The following is a 21,011-nucleotide window of genomic DNA, read 5'->3' as shown; positions in this document are numbered from 1 at the left end:
CATGGCTTTCAAACCAAGAGAAGGTGCGGACAACGACAAAAGACCGGCACGTCGTGGTGGACGCAACAAGCGTAAAAAAGTGTGCTATTTCACTGTGAACAAGATTACTCACATTGATTATAAAGACACTGAGCTTCTTAAGAAGTTCATCAGCGAACGCGGAAAGATCTTGCCGCGTCGTGTAACGGGTACAAGTGCAAAATACCAACGCGCTCTGACTATTGCTGTAAAGCGCTCGCGTCAAATCGCGCTGCTGCCTTACACAACAGAATAGGACGTTTTATGAAGCAGCCGGCTTAGCCGGCTGCTTTTTGTATGGGATAACCCATAATTGACAAACGGATTCCAGGTGTAGTAAATTACAGGTATCCTATAACTAAAGGGGAAATTTTGATGTTGGTGAGCGTTCTTAACTAAGCAATTTCATATCGTTCCGGCTGTTAGCCGCCGCATGCTCTGATTTTGCCGGGGGCATGTCTTGTTGGAGTCTGTCCTGATGACATCTCTGACTGAGTAGACTGCGGGCTGCTGGAATGAATGATTTAGTTAAGAACACACGCGAAGCGTCATGATGGCCTCTTGATCCGGCTATTGTTCTCTTTGTGATTAACCGTGCTCTTGCAGCACGGTTTTTTCTGTTTTTAGTCGTCTTCCCGTAAGGGGCGGGACTCTGAAGCCAAAGAGAAGCAGCAGCAGCAAAAAGAGGGCGAAGACTGCCGTGGTGGCGGTTCTTTGCCCTCTTTTTGCGTTATGCGCAGTGGATTGGGATAAGAAATATACTTGTATACAAGGAGGAACTCAAGTTGAATCTGCAAAGTCTGCACACATTGGAATATGAGACGATTAAGCAGGAATTGCTGCGTTATGCGGTATCTTATGAGGGAAGAAGGGTTGTCAGAGAGCTTCAGCCAATGATCTACCTGCCGGCGATACACCGGGCGCTTGAGGAGGCGCAAGAAGCGAAGGAGCTGCTGGAGCGCGGAGCCAGTGTGCCGATTCCCTCGCTGGAGGGCATTGAATGGGTGCTGTCACTGCTCGGGACCGGCTATATGTACAATGAGCAGGATTTCACCGCAGTCTCGCTGTTTCTGAACAGCTGCGGACAGCTCAGGAAATACATGGCCGCCAAGGAGCAGATAGCGCCGCGCATCGCCGCTTACGGGGCATCCCTTCAGGAGCTGAATGGGGTTCGGGACGAGATAGAACGGTGTATCCGGCTGGGCGTCATTGATGACCACGCCAGCAAAGGACTGGAACGGGTCCGCAAACGGCTGGCAGTCGCCAAGGAGCGCCTGCACCGGAAGCTGGAGAGTATTATGAACCGCCACAAATCCATTTTACAGGAAAGTCTGGTCAGTATGCGCGGCGGGCGGTATGTCATTCCGGTGAAACGGGAGTATCACAAGCAAATTAGGGGCTCGGTGCTGGACCAGTCCACCAGCGGGCAGACGGTATTCGTGGAGCCGGATGAGGTGGCCTCGTTACAGGGAGAAATCGAGCTCCTGACTGCTGACGAGGCTCGTGAGGAAGGAATAATCCTGAGCATGCTGACAGGGCTGTTAGAGCAGGAACAGGCCGCTATCCGGCTGAATATTGAGGTGACGGGCATGTATGACTTTATTTTCGCCAAAGGGAAGGTTGCCCGGGTAATGGATGCGGGGCCGGTTGCTCTGAACGAACGCGGTTATGTAAGGATGAATGGAGGCCGTCACCCCCTGCTGAAGGATATGGTGCCGGTCAGTCTGGAGCTCGGTCAAGGGTATAAATCGCTGATCGTGACCGGGCCGAATACAGGCGGCAAGACGGTTGTGCTCAAAACCCTGGGCCTGCTCGTATTAATGGCGCAGTCCGGCCTGCTGGTACCGGTTGATCCCGGCAGTGACTTCGCGGTCTTCACCAATGTAATGAGCGTTATCGGAGACGGACAGAGCCTGACACAGTCCCTAAGCACCTTCTCGGCACAGATGAAGAGTATTGAAGGAATGCTCTATGATGCCGGCAGAGGCGTGCTGCTGCTGATTGATGAGCTGGCTGCCGGCACAGACCCTGGTGAAGGGTTCGCGCTGTCCATCGCGATTCTGGAGGAGTTGAACCGAAAGGGGGCTAATATCGTGGTAACGACCCACTTCAATGAGCTGAAGGCCTTCGCGGCGGCAACGGCAGGCTTCGAGAATGCACGGATGGAGTTCGATAAGAACACGCTGCAGCCGCTGTATAAGCTAACGATTGGCGAAGCTGGAGAGAGCTACGCGCTGCAGATCGCCGAGAAGCTGGGTATTGTCCATTCCGTTATCGAGCGGGCCAAACAGCTTGTGACAGAGCAGCAGGGACACAGAGGCGGCCACAGCCCTTGGAAGGACGCTATCAGAGCTGCTGAGAGAGCTAAAGCAGCGCAGAATGAAATAACTGCAAAAGCGGATAGAACGGCTGAAGGACAGCAGGGAAACGTTGCATCACAGGAGGCGCATACTCCAGTACCTGAATTTGCGATAGGAGATGCTGTCTATGTCAGCTCTTTAGGGCGGACGGGAATTGTCTATGAGAAGAAGGACAGCCGGGGGAGGGTCGGAGTGATGATCCAGAAGCAGAAGCTGAGTATTAACCACAAACGGCTGAAGCCTTATCTGTCCAAGGAGGAGCTGTACCCCGAGGATTATGATTTTGATATTATTTTTGAGAGCAAGGAGACCCGGAAGAAGCGTAAGCTGATGCGGAAAAAGCATGTAGAGGGCCTGAGCATCATCCATCCGGGAGAGGAAAATTAAGGCGCTGCTATAGCTGAAGTCTGCCCGTCAGGGCAGGCTTTTTTCTACATCGGAAGGGTTCTGGGCTGCCCCGAAATAAATTAAAGACTTCACTTTACAGTGAATATTGTATATCCTCTATAATGTGGAATAATTATTTGTCCATAATCTGCATAATAGGCATTACAGTAAAATCTAGTGTAGAAACCGCTTACATTACTGTGTGATCCAACCCGGGAGGGAAGAAATATATGTCAAACCGACTCATCGGCAGACTGATGCTACCGCTTGCGCTCTTGGTGGCATTGTCGGCATGCAGCGGGCCAAGCCCGGCCGTCAAGAATGTTGTGGCGCGCCTTAGCCAAACAGCCGATGAACCCATTACAGGCGGGACTGTGACCTTCGGCTACCCGTCCGCTTTTCAAGGGATCTTTGAACCGGCATTCTTCGAAGGAGAAGATGATTCCAATGTGCTGGAGTTCACCACTGAGGCCATGTTCACTGTGAAGGATGATTTGTCCACCGCTCCTAATATCGCCAGCTGGCAGGAGTCCGAGGATCATACGGTGTTCACATTCACCATTAAGCCCGGGGTCCGCTGGCATAACGGGGATGAGCTGACCGTGGAGGATTGGAAGTTTGCTCTGGAGACTATCGCCAGCCCGGAGTATACGGGTTCCAGATACTATAGCGTTGAGATGATCAAGGGCGCAGAAGCGTACCACCAGGGCCAGGCGAAGGAAATTACAGGGCTTAAGGTGATGGACCCGTATACGCTGCGCATTACAATGAATTCAGCACGGGTGAACGTGATTGATAATCTGTGGGCCTACCCGATGAACAAGCGGTACTTCGCGGGAGTGGCAGTTAAGGATATGCTGGACAGCGATCAGGTGCGCAAGCGGCCAATTGGCACGGGTCCGTTCATGGTAACCAGCATTGTGCCGGGCCAGACGGTGGAAATGAAACGGTTCGATAATTATTACAAGGGCGGAGCGCTTCTGGACGGGATTACTTATAAGGCGATCGACAGCAAGGATATTACCTCTCTGCTTGAAGCAGGAACTGTCGATATGGCGGCTTTGCCGCGTGATGCCTATGAGGCCGCAGGGCAATTGGATAACGTAGAGATTAGGGTCACACCAGGAATGTCGTTTGAATATATCGGGTTCAAGTTTGGACACTGGGATGAGACAGACGGTCAGGTGGTAATGGATAATCCCAAGTTCAAGGATAAACGACTGCGTAAGGCAATGTATTATGCACTTGACCGGCAAGGGATTCTAGATAAATATTCCTATGGCCTTGGGACGCTTATCGAGACACCTATCCCCAGCTCCAGCTGGGCCAAGATCGCGGATGAGGAGATCGACACCTATCCCTATTCTCCGGAAAAGGCTGGGAAGCTGCTGGATGAGGCCGGGTATCTGGATCTAGACGGGGATGGACTCCGCGAAGATCCCGGCGGCAAGAAGCTCGTTATTCACTATGATGCGATGAGCGGCAGCAAGACAGCTGAGGCCCGGACGGCAGCCATTCTCCAGAATTGGCGTGATGTCGGGCTGGATGTGCGGCTCAGCGGAGGAAGCCTCAAGGAGCTGAATACCTTTTATGAAGCTGTGGAGTCGGATGATCCGGCAGTGGAGCTGTTCAACGGCGTGTGGGGACTGGCCAGCGACCCTGATCCTTCGGGCTTATGGCGCGCTACCGATTCGTGGAATTACCCCCGGTGGACGTCGAAGCGCAGTGAGGACCTGATCCGGGAAGGGGTTAGCCTGAAGGCGTATGATAAGGACTTCCGGAAGGAAATCTACTATGAATGGCAGAAGCTGATCAATGATGAGGTTCCAATGATCTTTTTTGCTGAACGCTCGGATATTACTGCGGTGAATAAGCGCCTGCAAGGGGTAACAATGAACGCTTTAAGCAATATCATCAATCCGCAGAGCTGGTGGATTAAGGATACTGAATAGGCTAAGAGGATGGTCTGATCTGCTGTGTTAAGTGGCTGAACAGACTGTCTTTTTTTATTTTTTTTGGCTGAAAAAGAATCAAAACGCCGTTTGCTGCGTCATATACTTTATGGAATATAAGCGGCCTAAGTGTCAAAGTTGTCGTTATTTGTTGTTTCTTTTTAGTGGTGAAGTGATTACAATAGAAATATTGTTTATGTGTCAAAGCCGTTTTCCAGGTTTATTCTACAATTAGAACGACCCGAATCCCGGAAAGGGGGAATAATACCATCTGAAGCAGGGCGGCGTACAGCAGCTAGAACAGCCCACTCATGACTGCCTTGGAAGCCCAGGCGGCCATTGTAAATAGATTACGTTCATAATATGTACATTCCACCATAAAGAAGGAATCAAAAATGATGAATAAGCTTAAAAAAATAAAAAAAAGATACATTGCGCTCATTCTGGTACTGGTGATTGCAGCCGGAGGGTTTCTGTTCCAGAAGCCGCTGGCTGTGCTGGCATTCGACCTCTTTTTATCCGATCAGGTGGAGCAGAAGCTGACGGATGCATCCTATGTGCCTCTGGAGAATAACACCAGCAAGACACCGACTTCCGTTAAGGCTGAACCCGTGGCACTCAAAAGCGACCCGTTCTCTCTGATGCTTCTTGGTACAGATCAGCGGAAGAATGAAACCGCACGCTCAGATACCATGATGTATGCGGTGATCCGGCCGGAGGATTATAAAATTCTGCTGATCTCCGTTCCCCGGGATACCTACACGGAAATTATCGGATACAAGGACAATAAGAAGGATAAAATTACACATGCGTATGCATTCGGCGGGCAGCAAATGTCTAAGGACACACTGGAAGCGCTCCTCGGCCATGATATTCAATATTATGCCACCATCAACTTTCAGGGGCTGAAGGATGCTGTCGATGCCATTGGCGGTGTGCCGCTCCCGATCAAGAAGGATATTGTCAACAAAGGCAAAGACCATGAGAAATTCACCATTAAGGCCAATAAGTCGAATTATAGCGGCGAAGAGGCACTTAACTATACCCGTTACCGTGAGGATAGCGACTTCAACCGGACCAAACGTCAACAGGTCTTTATTGATGTCGTAGCGAATAAAATGTTATCGATCAGCCAGATCGGCAATATTCCTGAGCTCCTGGATATCATGGGCGACAACTTCAAAACGGATATTCAGCCCTCGATGATCATCAGTCTCGCCAAGAAGTTCATGGGCGGCAAGGACATGGATATCTCCAGCTTCACGGTGATGGGGGAAGGCAAACGGATGGACGGGGTCTACTACGATATAGTGAACGAAGAGGATCTGAATAAAGCCAAGGCGCTGATCGACAATTGGATGAACCCCAGCACACCGGTTGACCAGCTGATTGAGCCAGGCAAGGCCGGCAATGCGCTTGAGCCTTCGGCCACACCTGCAGTACAATAAGGATCAGAACCGATTTTCTTGACCCGTTATAAAAACAGCAGCCATTCCCTCAAGGTTAATGGCTGCTGTTTACTGTCTTCATGCTATAATGGAATGGAACTTATTGCTGAGGGCAGACGTATAACTACGGTGGGCTTTAGTGCAAGGAAGGTAAAGTAGCATTCCTTCGGAATTCTTTGAGGAGGATTAAGAGATGAACATTGCGTTTTTTTTACTTCCGAAGCAGGAGGTCGCATGTGTTACCATGGATTCGACGCTGCGGCAGACCCTGGAACGGATGGAGTTTCACCGCTATACAGCAGTGCCGATCCTGAACCGCAACGGAGAATATGCGGGAACGGTTACAGAAGGTGATTTGCTCTGGTATATGAAGGAGTCGGGCGGCGCGGTCACCTTTGAGAATGCTTCCAAATTTCTGCTTAAGGATGTCCCGCTGCGGATGAACAATCTGGCGGTCTCGATTGATGCGGATATGGAAGATCTGATTAATTTGGCCAAGGTCCAGAACTTTGTACCGGTGGTCGACGACATGAAGCGGTTCATCGGCATTGTACGCCGGAGCCAGATTATTGAATACTGCGAGAAATTTGTCTCACGGCAATCGCTCGAATCGTTATAAGGTACCAAGGCCTGTATTTCCGGCGAAGCGGAATGCGGGCCTTTTTTAAAAGATGGAAGGCGGTATTCAGGGGCGGCAGGCGTCCGTGTGGCTCGGAAATTTTTATGCTATAATGGAGAATAATGCTTTTTGCCGGAGGTAGAGAGACAGTGCCCAATGTGCCGAAGGATCTGGATGTGGCCAAACGCGCCAAGGTAATTGAGTGGTTAAAGACGGAAGTTATTGATCAAGTCTCAAGGTTATTCAAAGCGCTGTGGGAAGGCAGTACCACGCGTGTCGGCGACAGTCTGGCCAGCCTGATTATGAGCTCGTACATCTTGGGGCGCAGACTCGGTATTCCTTATCGCGAGCTGGATGATTTACTGCTGGAGAAGCTGCGAAAGCATAGGCAGGAGGGCCATCAGCTCGAAGAATGGTACCAGGATATATCTGCATTAGAAGAACATATGCGTAAGAGGTGAATACTGTTGAAATTTCGCTGGACATCTGTGGCTTGGAGCGTAGCTTATCTGTTGCTGCTGTTATCCCTGTCAACCCCGCTGCTAATTATTACAACATTCTTTATGATTATTCCGGCCATAGTGCTCTTTACGACCCTTAACACCAAGCAGTTCATTCTGCATCTGTTACCGGTTCTGCTGATTGTGGGCCTGATTACCCCGATGTATATCCTGATTGCGGCTTATTTCTTAATCCCGGCCCTTGTGATGGGACGATGGTACAAGAAGCGTGCTTCAGCGATTTCTACACTAATTGCCGGTATGGTCGCTATACTAGCTGAATTCCTGCTGATCCTGCTGATCAGTACGACGTTCCTTAAGTTCAATTTGTACGACTACGTCTATGATGTTCTGAAGACCTATGCAGACTGGCTGGCAAGTATGGGGGCAAGCAATCCGCTGCTGTCCGAGATCGCCCTCTCCTCTGATCAGATTGGCCAGATGAGCTGGCTGACGATCCAAGCGATACCGATGACGCTGATCCTCAGTGCGTTCGTGATTGCGGTCATTACCCATTCCATTGTCCGCCCTATTCTGAACAGTATGGAATATGCGGTGCCTAAGCTGAAGCCGGCGCGGGAATGGAGACTGGCCAGATCGTTCATCTGGTATTATCTGCTTGGCGTCGTAATCAGCCTGCTGTTCGGCGGTGCCGACAGCGGCTTCATGCTAATGGTCTCGGCCAATCTGCTGCCGCTGCTGCAGATTGCGTTCAAGATCCAGACCATCGGCTTCCTCTTCTTCCTGGTGCATGAACGGAAGTGGAGCAAGATCATCGCTCTTCTGCTGGCAATCCCTGTTATTGCTCTGCCGGGATTCTGGATTATTGGTGTGGTGGACCTGGCGTTTCCGCTGCGGGAGCTTGTGAAGAAATCGAAACGATAGGGTGAGGGCTCATGCCAAAATTTCTGCAAAGACGCTGGCACGGCTATCATACCGTGTGGGCGTTCTTACTGCTGCTGGTCCTGATTATAGTAGTCAGTATCTATAACTGGGTCCTCGGAGTTTCCAGTCTCTTCCTGGCCGGCACATTGTGTTTCACCATGCTGCAGGCCGAGCTGTCGTTCCGCCGCAACCTTGTAGATTATATCAACGGCCTGTCCTTCCGCATCAAGCGGGTGGAGGGGGAGGCTGTAAGCATGCTTCCGCTCGGGATTATCCTGTACAGTGAGAGCCGGGCGGTGGAATGGCATAACCGGAATGCCGGCCAGATCTTCTCCCGCAAGTCGCTTGTGGGTGAAGATATGCAGGAGCTGATGCCGGAGGTTATGGCTTCTCTGCAGAATCTGCCGTCCAAGCGGGAACCGGTTAAGGAAGGGGTATTGAAGGAGCAGCGCCATGAGCTTACGGTGGATGACCGCTATTATGAGGTTGTAGTGATTCCAAGCGAACGGCTGCTGTATTTATTCGATATTACCGAGCTTGTGGTGCTGCGTGAGCGGTATGAGGAAGAGAAGCTGGCGATTGGAATTGTCATGATGGATAATCTGGATGAGGCCGCCCAGGGGATGGATGATCAGCAGCGTACTTCGCTAATCGCCAAGGTTGCCAGTGAGATTACCGAGTGGAGCAAGCAATTCGAGGTATATCTGCGCAGGTTGTCTTCCGAGCGGTACCTGATGCTGCTGAACCACCGCAGCCTTCAGGCCCTGGAGGAGAGCAGGTTCGTGGTGCTGGATGAGGTCCGTGAGATGACGGCAGACCTCAAGGTGCCGATGACGCTGAGCATAGGCCTTGCCTACGGCTCGGAATCGGCCAGTGAGCTGGGAGCGCTTGCCCAGTCGAGTCTGGACATGGCGCTCGGCAGAGGCGGGGACCAGGCCGCTGTGAAGGCGGGCCAGCGGCTCTCCTTCTACGGCGGCAAGACCAATGCCGCCGAGAAACGCACCCGCGTCCGGGCGCGGGTAATCGCCCACGCCCTGCGGGATCTGATGCAGGAGAGCGACCGGGTGCTGATTATGGGGCACCGGATACCGGATATTGACGCGGTGGGAGCGGCGATTGGCCTGCTTAAGGCGGCACAGATGTACAATGTGGAAGCCAGCATTGTGATGGAGACGCCGAATCCTTCGATTACCCGGATGTTGGAGGAGATCCGCAAGGATGAGGCGCTCTACAAGACCTTCATCACGCCAGAGCAGGCTCTCCAGATGATGACGGAGCATACGCTGCTCATTGTTGTGGATACACACAAGGCTTCCATGACTATGGAGCCGAGGCTGGTGCAGGTTGCCAGCCGGATTGTGGTGGTTGACCATCACCGCCGGGGTGAGGAGTTCATCAATGACGCTGTGCTCGTGTATCTGGAGCCGTATGCGTCATCGACCTGTGAGCTGGTGACGGAGCTGCTGCAGTACATTCATGACAAGATTAAGCTCAGCCCGCTGGAGGCCACGATGCTGCTGGCCGGGATCACGGTCGATACGAAGCATTTCGCGCTGCATACAGGCTCGCGGACCTTCGAGGCCGCCGGATTCCTGCGCCGGGTCGGGGCGGATACGATTCTCATTCAGCGTATGCTGAAGGAGGATCTGCAGGAGTACATCTCGAAGGCGGAGATTATCAAGCATGCGCGCATGGTGTATGACCAGATAGCACTGGTGGTCACACAGCCCGGGATGAAGATCCCGCAGCTGCTGATCGCCCAGACGGCGGATACGCTGCTTGGGATGACGAATGTGGTGGCGTCCTTCGTCATCAGTGAACGTCCTGACGGCCTGATCGGCATCAGCGCCCGTTCTCTGGGTCGGATGAATGTGCAGGTAGTCATGGAGAAGCTGGGCGGCGGCGGACATCTGTCCAACGCGGCTGTACAGCTTGAAGGAACAACCAAAGAAGCGGAAGCCAGACTGCTCGCAGTGCTGGCCGAAATTGAAGCGAAAGAGGGGTTATTTGAATGAAGGTCATATTCTTGAAGGATGTTAAGGGTCAAGGCAAGAAGGGGCAGGTTAAAGAGGTGTCGGAGGGCTATGCAGCCAATTTCCTGCTGCCGCGCGGGCTGGTTCGTCCGGCTACAGACGGTAATGTGAAGACACTGGAGAACCAGGCGGCAGCCGAACAGCGCCGCAAGGACCAGGAGAAGGAGGAAGCGGTACAGCTGGGCAAGAAGCTGGATGAGCTGACCCTGACTCTAAAGGCCAAAGCAGGCGAAGGCGGCCGTCTCTTCGGCGCTATTACCAGCAAGCAGATCGGCGAGACACTGGCAGCTACTCAGGGCATCGTCATCGACAAGCGCAAAATTGAGCTGAGCGATTCGATCCGCCATGTAGGCACATTCCAGGCAACAGTTAAGCTGCATACTGAAGTAAAGGCTAACCTCACGGTTCAGGTAACGGAGGAGTAGGATGGGTGGAGATCTCTTTTTCGATCGGGTTCCCCCGCAGAATCTGGAGGCAGAACAGGCCGTACTGGGTGCAGTTCTACTGTCGGATGAGGCGCTAATTACCGCGATGGAGCGGGTGAATACCGAAGACTTCTACGACAAACCGCATCAGATGATATTTGAGGCGATGGTGCAGCTCGGAGAAGAGAGCCAGCCGATTGACCTGATTACATTGACATCCCGGCTCCAGGATAAGGGGGAGCTTGAGGATATCGGCGGTGTCAGCTATCTGGCGAAGCTGGCGCATGCGGTGCCGACTGCGGCCAACGTCGATTATTACGCCCAGATTATTGAGGAGAAGGCGATGCTGCGGCGGCTGATCCGCACAGCCACGCAGATTGTCAGCGAAGGCTATACCGGCGGCGAAGACGTAGGCATTATGCTGAGTGACGCCGAGCGGCGAATCCTGGAGATCTCGAACCGCCGCAGCGGCAGCGGGTTCATTGCCATCCGCGATGTGCTCATGCAGGTATTCGACCGGGTCGAGCTGCTCCATCAGAATAAAGGCGGAACCTCGGGGATTCCAACCGGGTTCGTTGACCTGGACCATATGACGAACGGCTTTCAGCGCAATGACTTGATTATTGTGGCGGCCCGTCCTTCCGTCGGGAAGACGGCCTTCGCTCTGAATATCGCGCAGAATGTGGCGGTGCGGGCGAAGGAGACGGTAGCCATCTTCAGTCTGGAAATGTCGGCGCCCCAGCTGGTTCAGCGTATGATCTGCGCAGAGGCCAATCTGGACGCCAATATTATGCGTACCGGTGATTTCAAGAGCGATGATGACTGGTCCAAGCTCACGATGGGCATCCAGTCGCTGTCCGAGTCCGAAATCTACATCGACGACACTCCGGGCATCACAGTTACCGATATCCGGGCGAAATGCCGCCGGCTCAAGAAGGAAAAGGGACTCGGAATGATTGTCATCGACTACCTGCAGCTGATCCAGGGCCGGGGCAAGGCCGGCGAGAACCGCCAGCAGGAGGTATCGGAAATCTCCCGTACCCTGAAGCAGATCGCCCGTGAGCTTGACGTTCCGGTTATTGCCTTGTCCCAGCTCAGCCGCGGTGTGGAGCAGCGCCAGGACAAACGGCCGATGATGAGTGACCTTCGTGAATCAGGCTCTATCGAGCAGGATGCCGATATCGTAGCGTTCCTGTACCGTGATGATTATTACAATCAGGATACCGAGAAGAAGAACATTATCGAAATTATTATTGCCAAGCAGCGTAACGGTCCGGTAGGGACGGTGGAGCTTGTGTTCCTCAAGAACTTCAACAAGTTCGTCAACTACGAGCGGGCCCATGCAGAACCGTTTGCAGGTTAGGCAAACTTCGCACAATACACGAACGATCGCACATTTCAGTCTGTGATCGTTCGTTTTTATTTGACTTTAAAAAGTGCCGCTGTTACACTGATTATTGTGCTTTGGCGGCCTGCCCGCCTGGTGTCCGGAGGGCTGCGTACAAGATGAAGCGCGTACAGAGCCCCTATGATAAGCGGAAAAATAATGGTGCTTGCTAGCACCTACGGAGGAATGTACATGTCAACGGTAGTCGTCGTGGGAACACAATGGGGAGACGAAGGCAAAGGCAAGATCACGGATTTTCTGGCGGAAAGTGCAGATGTGGTCGCCCGGTATCAAGGGGGTAACAATGCCGGTCACACGATTCTGATTGACGGAAAGAAGTTCAAGCTGAGCTTGATTCCATCTGGTGTATTTTATAAAGAGAAGACTTGTGTTATCGGCAACGGAATGGTCATTAACCCGGAAGCGCTGATCCAAGAAATTAATTATATTCATGACAATGGCTTCGATACGAAGAACTTGGTAATCAGCGATCGAGCGCATGTCATTATGCCTTATCATATGGTGCTGGATGCGCTTGAGGAAGACCGCAAAGGCCCGAACAAAATCGGCACAACACGCAAGGGGATCGGCCCGTGCTACATGGATAAGGCTGCCCGTAACGGCATCCGGATTGCTGATCTGATGGACGCTGAGGAATTCGAGCTGAGACTTCGTCCATTGATGGAAGAGAAGAATCAGGTGATCACTCAGGTATACGGCGCTGAGCCGCTGAATGTGGAAGAGATTCTGACCAAATATCTGGAGTATGCAGAAGTGCTGCGCGGCTATGTAACCGATACTTCGGTGGTACTGAATGATGCGATTGATGCGGATTCCCGGGTGCTGTTCGAAGGCGCGCAGGGCGTGATGCTCGATATCGACCAAGGAACTTATCCGTTCGTTACTTCATCGAATCCTTCGGCTGGCGGCGTCTGCATCGGTTCGGGCGTGGGCCCGTCCAAGATCAAGCAGGTTATCGGTGTGGCGAAGTCTTATACTACCCGCGTAGGAGACGGCCCGTTCCCTACAGAGCTGAACGATGCGACCGGTGATTATATCCGCGAGACCGGGCATGAGTACGGAACCGTAACCGGACGCGCCCGCCGCGTAGGCTGGTTCGACAGTGTGGTTGTGCGTCACGCCCGCCGCGTCAGCGGAATCACCGGCCTATCGCTGAACTCGCTGGATGTCCTGAGCGGTCTTGAGACTGTGAAGATCTGCACCGGCTACAAGTACCGTGGAGATATTATCACACATTACCCGGCAAGCCTGAAAATGCTGGCAGAGTGTGAAGCGGTCTACGAGGAGCTTCCAGGCTGGAGCGAAGACATCACTGGGGCGAAGACGCTGGAGGATCTGCCGGCCAACACACGCAAATACGTGGAACGTGTATCGGAGCTGACGGGGATTCCAATCTCGATCTTCTCTGTGGGCCGCAACCGTGAACAGACTAATCAAGTACTGCCAATCTATATCTAGGCTGAAGCAGAACTAAATAGATACGTATAGGAGCAGGGGCCTCGGTGAGGCTCCTGTTTTTGTTTTGTCAGGATTATTGTTCAGCAGGTAATCAGCTTTAATGTGCTTCGGGGACGTTTCCCGGACGTTGTTCTAGTCAATACTGTGAGAATGGGATCATAGCGAACCGATTCTTCTGAGGTTGAATAGAGCAGGGTGTAAGGGAGTGATGTTGGTGAAAATAGTGAAGCGTGCGCTGAGCATCTGCCTGATTGTGGTGCTGGCGAGCGGCCTGTCCATGCTGACAACGGCCTATGTGGTGAATACGTATATCCAGTCGGTGCTGGCCAGCTTCGATATCAAGCTGGACGGGCCGGGGCCGGGAATCGGCGGCTTCGTGAAGAGTCTGACCGGTATGGGAGGCAGCGGGGCTGCCCCCAAGGAGAATTCCAAAGCGGCCTCAAACGAGACTAAAAACTCCACCAAGGAGGCTGATTCAAGCAAGACGGAGGTAGAGAAGAAGGACAACAGTGGCGGAAAAGCCGGGAATCTTCAAGAGAAATCGGTAGACGAGACGGTGCCGGATAATGCACTGCCTGTGATGGGACAAGCCGCTTCGGGAGAAGAACAGAGTGAGCAGGGGCTGGACCAGAATCTGGTGATGACGCCGGAGGCTATGAATGATCTAAAGGAGAACCTGCCCGCTAATGCGAAATCCAATATCTTCAATATTCTGATGAATAAGCTTCCCCAGGAGGAGATGATCAAGATCTCCGCTGCCCTGGAAGGCGGCTTGACAGAGAGCGAAGTAACGGAACTGCAGGGTATCATTGCGAAGTACGTAGATGAGGATGAATATAAGGCGCTGATGAAAATGCTTACACCAGATAGCGGAGGGACGAATCAGAATTAAAAATTGTCATTTTTTGGACACGAATTCGCCGTTTAAAACGCATATTTTGGGAATAAACCCGCGAAATTGGCGGGTTTTGCTATGGGAGCAAAGTTGAAATTTTTCTTCAGGCTATGGTACAGTAAAAAAGGACTAATAAGGGTTAATATTTTGTAACCTTTATCGTATGCGTCATACAGTCATATTCGTACTCATGCAAATCGGATGCACGAAGCATATACATTCTTGTTTTTACAGCCGAAAGGGAGAGTTTCATGAAAGGATTTAAGTTTATACGCCAGATGGGGAACCTGCGGAACCGTGCAGAAGCATCCGCAGGATCTGGTGCTGCAGGTGAACAAGGTAAGGATGCAATAACTTCGGGTGAACCCCGTGTCTTTCAGCCGGAGATGAAATCCCGCCGCCGGCGTTCATGGATACTGGCTTCTGCCGGTCTGGTTCTGCTGACCACCTTCCTGGTGGGGGCACAGAAGAAGCAGGTAGCAGCGAATACAGTAACCTATTACAAAGTGCTGGTGAACGGTGAGGAGATTGGAGCGCTGAACCAGCAGGCGGATTTGAACAAGCTGTTCGAGGAGAAGAGACGGGAATATCAGCTCAAGTATCCTGACTCTGTGATGGTGCTACAGACCGGCGGTATTACGACCGAGGCCCAGCGGGCTTACAAGCCGGAGATTAACAGCGAGGCTACACTGGACAAGCTGGATGGTATGCTCAAGGCTTATGCCGTAGGCGTACAACTGGCTGTGGACGGGGAACCACTCGGGATTGTGAAGGATCAGGAGACGGCGGCGGCGGTGCTTCAGGCCGTTAAGTCGCATTACGCTCCGCAGAAGGCGGCAGCTCCGGGTGCGAAGCTGAAGAAGACAGCGGCCAAGGCGGGAGCTGCTGGTTCAGCCGCCAATGATCAGGTGGAGTCAGTCAAGATCCGGGAGAAAGTTAATATTGTTCCGGTGAAGGCAGATCCCAATAAGGTGCTTAGTGTAGAAGAGGCAGTGAAGGTGCTGACCGAAGGCAGGGAGGCGCCGCTGCGCTATGCGGTTCAAGAAGGCGACACAGTCTCCGCTATTGCTTCCCGGTTCAATATCACTCAGGCGGAGATTTTCCGCAATAATCCCGAGGTGAAGGAGCTTAGTCTGCAGATTGGGGATGAATTGCAGCTAACGGTGCCACAGCCTGACCTAACGGTCGTGACCGTAGAACAGGTAACCGAAGAGGTGGTCACGGAGCCTGAGGTTATTATCCGCAAGAGTGACCAGCTGCCGGCAGGCAAGCGGAAGGTAGTCCGCCCCGGACAAACCGGGCTCAAAACGATGAAGTACAGGCTGACCAAAGAGAACGGACAGGTGGTTCAGGAGGAATGGCTGGGCCAGAGCGTAGTGAAGGCTTCTCTGCCTGAAGTAGTCTATTCCGGCACCAAGGTTGTAGGTGAAGGAACAGGAATGTTCGCCTGGCCGGTTAGCGGAGCGATGATCTCCAGCAGCTACGGCGAGCGTTGGGGACGCACACACAAGGGAGTCGATCTGGTATCGGGCAACCGCACGATCAAGGCTGCGGATGCTGGGACGGTCAGCTTCGCTGGTGTGCAGAACGGGTACGGCAATGTGGTGATCGTTAACCATAACAACGGATACGTTACGTACTATGGGCATTTAAGCAGTATTTCGGTCTCTACCGGACAGAAGCTGGGACAGGGCAGCCCCATCGGAATTATGGGCAGCACCGGGCGCTCGACGGGGACGCATCTGCATTTCGAGATCCGCAAGAACGGGACGGCCATCAATCCAATGAAATACCTGAAGTAATGGATAAGAGCTAGACCACCATTCTATAATTCTTCTCTGCCGTCCGGATCATTTCGGGCGGTTTTTATTTCTCTTTGAACTGGCATCTTATATAGATGTGACGCTAAGGCAGGTATGTTAAAATAAAGGAATCAGGGTTTCGAGTATCGTTAGAAAGGTGAAGCTGAGCATATGCAAATGGGAACGATTCTTGTAGTGGATGATGAACAACCTATTGCTGATATATTGAAATTCAATCTGGAAAAAGAGGGCTACGAGGTCATCTGCGCCTTCGACGGCAACAGTGCGGTGGAGCTGGCTCTGTCCAAACGCCCCGATCTGATGCTGCTGGATCTCATGCTGCCCGGCAAGGACGGAATGGATGTCTGCCGTGAGGTGCGCTCTGCCCATCTGGATATTCCTATCATTATGCTTACCGCCAAGGATGGGGAGATTGATAAAGTGCTGGGTCTGGAGCTTGGTGCGGATGATTATGTGACCAAGCCGTTCAGTACCCGTGAGCTGCTGGCCAGGGTTAAGGCCCAAATGCGGCGCCAGCATAAGCCGTCCCCGTCGGAAGCGCCGAGTGAGACAGTGGAGAGCAAGCAGGGGGTCTATCATTTCGGATTATTCATTGATACGGATATGTACATGGTCTACAAGGATAGTGAGCCGCTGGATCTGACACATCGTGAATATGAGCTGCTCTATTATATGATCCGCCATGCGGGCAAGGTAATGACCCGGGAGCATCTGCTGCAGGCTGTGTGGGGGTTCGAATATTTCGGCGATGTGCGGACGGTGGATGTGACCATCCGCCGGCTCAGAGAAAAAATTGAGGAGAATCCCAGCAAGCCGGAGTATATTCATACCCGGCGCGGACTCGGTTATTTGATGCATAGCCCCAAAAACGGAGGGTTGTAATGAAGGCACTGTCCTTTTTCCGGACGATTCAGGCCAGGCTTATCGTAATCTACGTGCTGCTGATTCTGATTGCGATGCAGCTGATCGGCGTATACTTTGTCAGCTCGATGAAGAACTCGCTGACGGATAACTTCACCAAGGATCTGAAGGCCCGCGCCGAGATGCTCTCGATCCTCACCGCTGACAAATTCGGCAGTGAGACAGGAACAGCCGATGAGGAATCGGCGGTAGAGAGCCTGCGCGGCATGGTGAACAATCTGTATATCAACGGTGCGGAAATTCAGGTGCTGGATGCGAGCGGCAAGATTATTACCACCTCGATCCCTTCACAGAATGACTATGTCGGCCAGCGGAACACGCAGACCGTGGTCAGCCGCGCCTTGCAGGGGATCAGCGATAATGAGGAATATATCATCGCTGATGATAATGTGCGCAAGAAGGTAGTGGCGAAGCCGGTAATTTCCGGTGATAAGGTGGTAGGCGCCATCTATATAGCTGCCGATATGAAAGACTTATATGCCACCATGAGCCGGATTAACAGTGTGTTCCTCTCAGGGCTGCTGCTGGCGCTGGCGTTGACGGCCGTACTGGGTGTCATTCTGGCCCATACGATCACACATCCGATTAAGGAGATGACCAAGCATGCCACGGCTGTGGCTGAAGGGCGCTTCAACCGGAAGGTACCTGTGTTCGGCAATGATGAGATTGGCCAGCTGAGCCAGGCCTTCAACTATATGACGGACCGGCTGCGCGAGGCGCTGCTGCAGAACGAAGAGGAGAAGGAGAAGCTGTCGTCCATTCTCGCCAATATGAGTGACGGTGTCGTAGCCACAGACGAGAGCGGCGCGGTGATTCTGATGAATACGCGCGCTGCCCTGATGCTAGGTGCGGAAGGACCGCTTCCGGCAGGAGCCTCGCTTGGCGGGCTGTTGGGTCTGGAGCCTGAGCAGTCTGTCTCGGTGACCCAGGGCGTTCCCCAGTCGGCTATGCTCCATCTGTCTCCTATGGTCGGCGAGGATCCCAATATTGTGCGGGTGACCTTCACCCCGATTCACCGCCGCGAAGGCGGACGGATCGCCGGGACGATTGCAGTGCTGCAGGATGTTACGGAGCAGGAGAATCTGGAGGAGTCCCGCCGGGAGTTCGTGGCGAATGTGTCGCATGAGCTGCGGACGCCGCTTACGACGATCAAGAGCTATGCGGAGGCGCTGGATGACGGAGCACTTGAAGATCCGCAGCTCGCCGTGCGGTTCGTCGGCGTTATCCGCAATGAGACGGAGCGCATGATCCGGCTGGTTACGGATCTGCTGCATCTGTCGCGGCTGGATTCTAAGGAATCCAGCCTGCGCATTCAGCAGACGGATATCACCGAGATGCTGGAGGATGTGGCGGACCGCTTCTCCTTCCAGATCCGCCAGAAGCGGATTCACATCAGCACCAGGGTGCGTAAGGATGTCGCTACAGCCTGGCTGGACCGCGACCAGATTGATCAGGTGCTGGGCAATCTGGTCTCCAATGCCCTCAAGTATACGCCAGAGGGCGGGACAATCCAGCTGGAGGCGCATAAGAGCGAGGACGGCATGCTGGCCGTGTCTGTCCGCGACTCCGGTATAGGGATTCCGAAGAAGGATATTGAGCGCATCTTTGAACGCTTCTACCGGGTGGATAAGGCACGCTCGCGGAACATGGGCGGAACAGGTCTGGGGCTGTCCATTGCCCGGGAAATTGTCAAAGCCCACGGCGGCTCCATCTCCCTGCAATCGGAGCTGAATGAGGGCTCGCTGGTCACATTCACACTGCCTTTGATGAAGCAAAGGGGGAGTGAGGCGTGAAGGAGAGAATCAAGTCTTGGATGCTGGTTCTGCTTATACTCGGAAGTCTCGTGGAGAGCTATTACCTGATCTACAGGCTGCCCGGCAGTGATTCGGCAGTGTTGTCGAAGACCTTATATGTGAAGACGGATAATATGGGACTGAAGGAAAAGGTGGAGAACCTGCTCTACCCCGATAAAATGATTATTCATATGGGCGGGGACAAGCATACACTGTTCTACCCCAGCTCCACCTTCTATAATCTGATTATGAACCGCCTGAAGGGACGCAGCTTCGAGAGCTTCCAGCGGCGGTCCGTACAGGATTTCGACTGGGACAAGATCCGCAGCGAGAATCCGGGCATTGAGCTGTCGTTCGGGGCAGGCATTCCGGTAACGCTGCTGCAGCGGGTCATGCAGATCTCGCCGGATTCGCTGTTCGAGGGGGAGAGCATTGACCGGATCTGGATCTACAATATCAAAAATGACTCCAAAGCCCATGTCATCTTCTTCAGCACACGCGGGGATATTGTGTACGAGGCGGCCAAGGCCGATCTTACGGTTCAGGATGTGCAGCAGCATGTGGACTTCGGCAAGAATCTGACTCTGTATACAGCCGTGAACGGTGAGTATTATGTCCCTGAGGCGGATGTTCCGCTGGTTAAAGTCGTGATGCCTGCGGGTATGTATACCATTGAGCAAATGCAGAGCAATCTGTTTTTCGATGCAGGCAATACAAGATACATTCCTGAGAAGGACGGTTCCAAAATTTACACGGACAGCAAACGCAGTCTGCAGGTGGACCAGGAGCAGAACTGGATGAGTTATAGCGACCCGGCTGCACTGCCGGATGGCGACAGCACACCGGCAAAGGATGCGCTGGAGGCGGTGGAATTCGTCAATAACCATGGCGGCTGGAACGGAACCTACAGGCTGGCTGCTACGGAGGAGGGCCGGCAGGACCGCAAGGTTTCTTTTCAACAATATTATGGCGCTTATCCGTCCGGCTCCTATCCGATCATGAGCAATCCGCAGCTTCAGTATGGCGTAATTCATCTGGAGCTCCAGCAGGGAACGGTCTCTTCCTATGAGCGCTCCCTGATGTATACGAATGAGGAGAAGTCTGAGAAGACCATTGTCGAGCTGCCCGGCGGCGAACTGCTGAAGCAGCGGCTGGCGCAGATCGGCAGCTCCTTGCGGATTATTGAGCTTACGCCTGCTTATATGCCTGCGCTGGCCGGGGAGAAGCTGCAGCTTCATCCCGTCTGGCGGGTTACGCTTAGCGATGGCAGTGAGCTTACATTGAATTAGGGCGGAGTTAAGCCAAGCGGACAGAATACCGATTCGAGGAGGGACGTTATGGACTGGGGAAGGGCCAAGAGTGTATTGATATATGCCTTTCTGGTGCTGAATCTGCTGCTGTGCTATCAGCTATGGATCGATGTGCGCGATCAGGTCAGTGCGGGACTTGACTTCACTTCCCTGTCCGCAGAGACTCAGGCGGTGATGGAGGAGAAGAACATCCGGCTGCTATGCCCGATTCCGGCTGCTACTCCGCAGCTGCCTGATATCACGTACCGTTATTCGGCCGAAGAGCAGAATGAACTGCCTGTGAAGCTTAAGGAGCCGATCGACAGCAAGCTGATGTACTCCTCGTTCTCGGAGCTGAGCAATCTGCTGAAGAGCCAGATTCCCGACATTGCCAATTACCGGTTCGATTCACAGGAGAGTGAGGTCGGCAAGTTCGTCCTGCATCCGCTGGTGGATAACAAGTGGTCTCTCTTCAGAGTGCGGCTGGAGCTGATTAACAGTGACCAGAAGATTGTGGCTTACCGCTGGCCGAAGATTGAGATCGCAGCAAGCCGGAGCGAGGATCTGCAGAAGGTGCTCCCGGCTTCGCAGGCGCTTAGCAGTCTGATCGAGAAGTATTTTCCTGCGGGTTCTGCAGTGAAGGAGATTGAGTTGGGCTATTACGGCGAGCTGTTCAACTCCGAGAGCCAGGTGGCTTCGCCGATGTGGCGGTTCATGCTGGAGGACGGCAGTGCTTATTATATGGATGCGATCAGTGCGGACATTATCAGTCCGAAGACAACAGAGTAGAAGGAGCA

At 53.0% G+C, this 21,011-nt stretch carries 17 protein-coding genes; all 17 read left to right on the top strand.

The genetic code is table 11. From position 1 onward, the window contains the following. Position 1: 1 nt before the first annotated feature. A complete protein-coding gene (gene rpsR, locus NST26_RS33215) occupies positions 2-274 on the top strand; it encodes a 30S ribosomal protein S18 (RefSeq protein WP_036699837.1) in 273 nt (90 codons plus the stop codon). A gap of 529 nt (positions 275-803) precedes the next feature. Next, positions 804-2,765 carry an endonuclease MutS2 gene (locus NST26_RS33210; RefSeq protein WP_339252637.1) on the top strand — a complete coding sequence of 654 codons (1,962 nt, stop codon included), beginning with the start codon at positions 804-806 and terminating at the stop codon, positions 2,763-2,765. A 230-nt stretch (positions 2,766-2,995) separates the two neighbouring features. Then, positions 2,996-4,717, top strand: a complete 1,722-nt coding sequence (opp4A, locus tag NST26_RS33205; RefSeq protein ID WP_339252635.1) for an oligopeptide ABC transporter substrate-binding protein — start codon at positions 2,996-2,998, stop codon at positions 4,715-4,717. Between the two features lie 395 nt (positions 4,718-5,112). Next, a complete protein-coding gene (locus NST26_RS33200) occupies positions 5,113-6,165 on the top strand; it encodes an LCP family protein (RefSeq protein WP_036728037.1) in 1,053 nt (350 codons plus the stop codon). A gap of 193 nt (positions 6,166-6,358) precedes the next feature. After that, positions 6,359-6,784 carry a CBS domain-containing protein gene (locus NST26_RS33195; protein WP_036728036.1) on the top strand — a complete coding sequence of 142 codons (426 nt, stop codon included), beginning with the start codon at positions 6,359-6,361 and terminating at the stop codon, positions 6,782-6,784. Between the two features lie 158 nt (positions 6,785-6,942). Next, a complete protein-coding gene (locus NST26_RS33190) occupies positions 6,943-7,245 on the top strand; it encodes a MazG-like family protein (RefSeq protein WP_179090524.1) in 303 nt (100 codons plus the stop codon). Positions 7,246-7,251: 6 nt separating this feature from the next. Continuing rightward, complete coding sequence (locus NST26_RS33185) at positions 7,252-8,169, top strand: DUF2232 domain-containing protein (RefSeq protein ID WP_036728034.1); 918 nt, start codon at positions 7,252-7,254, stop codon at positions 8,167-8,169. Positions 8,170-8,180: 11 nt separating this feature from the next. Then, positions 8,181-10,184: a DHH family phosphoesterase gene (locus NST26_RS33180; RefSeq protein WP_339252631.1), complete on the top strand. Its 2,004-nt coding sequence runs from the start codon at positions 8,181-8,183 to the stop codon at positions 10,182-10,184. After that, entirely contained in the window at positions 10,181-10,627 is a 447-nt protein-coding gene (rplI, locus tag NST26_RS33175) for a 50S ribosomal protein L9 (RefSeq protein ID WP_036728030.1), read from the top strand. The genes NST26_RS33180 and rplI overlap by 4 nt, the downstream gene beginning before the upstream one ends. Before the next feature lies 1 nt (position 10,628). After that, a complete protein-coding gene (gene dnaB / locus NST26_RS33170; protein WP_036699821.1) occupies positions 10,629-11,990 on the top strand; it encodes a replicative DNA helicase in 1,362 nt (453 codons plus the stop codon). A 216-nt stretch (positions 11,991-12,206) separates the two neighbouring features. Next, positions 12,207-13,493, top strand: a complete 1,287-nt coding sequence (locus NST26_RS33165) for an adenylosuccinate synthase (RefSeq protein WP_076081902.1) — start codon at positions 12,207-12,209, stop codon at positions 13,491-13,493. A gap of 214 nt (positions 13,494-13,707) precedes the next feature. After that, positions 13,708-14,385 carry a hypothetical protein gene (locus NST26_RS33160; RefSeq protein ID WP_036728087.1) on the top strand — a complete coding sequence of 226 codons (678 nt, stop codon included), beginning with the start codon at positions 13,708-13,710 and terminating at the stop codon, positions 14,383-14,385. Between the two features lie 254 nt (positions 14,386-14,639). Beyond that, positions 14,640-16,190, top strand: coding sequence for a M23 family metallopeptidase (locus NST26_RS33155; protein ID WP_339252627.1), 1,551 nt, complete (start codon positions 14,640-14,642; stop codon positions 16,188-16,190). A 171-nt stretch (positions 16,191-16,361) separates the two neighbouring features. Then, positions 16,362-17,093 (top strand): response regulator YycF, encoded by a 732-nt coding sequence (gene yycF, locus NST26_RS33150; protein WP_036728027.1) that lies wholly within the window; start codon positions 16,362-16,364, stop codon positions 17,091-17,093. Next, on the top strand, positions 17,093-18,925 hold the full coding sequence (walK, locus tag NST26_RS33145) for a cell wall metabolism sensor histidine kinase WalK (protein ID WP_036728025.1): 1,833 nt from the start codon (positions 17,093-17,095) through the stop codon (positions 18,923-18,925). The genes yycF and walK overlap by 1 nt, the downstream gene beginning before the upstream one ends. Continuing rightward, on the top strand, positions 18,922-20,214 hold the full coding sequence (locus tag NST26_RS33140) for a YycH family regulatory protein (RefSeq protein ID WP_339252624.1): 1,293 nt from the start codon (positions 18,922-18,924) through the stop codon (positions 20,212-20,214). The genes walK and NST26_RS33140 overlap by 4 nt, the downstream gene beginning before the upstream one ends. A 48-nt stretch (positions 20,215-20,262) precedes the next feature. Further along, a complete protein-coding gene (gene yycI / locus NST26_RS33135; protein WP_076081897.1) occupies positions 20,263-21,003 on the top strand; it encodes a two-component system regulatory protein YycI in 741 nt (246 codons plus the stop codon). Positions 21,004-21,011 lie beyond the last annotated feature (8 nt).

Origin of the sequence: Paenibacillus sp. FSL R7-0128, from assembly GCF_038002245.1 — a bacterium.
Classification (GTDB): Bacteria; Bacillota; Bacilli; order Paenibacillales; family Paenibacillaceae; genus Paenibacillus_AQ; species Paenibacillus_AQ silagei.
This window is presented reverse-complemented; position numbering and strand designations above follow the sequence as displayed.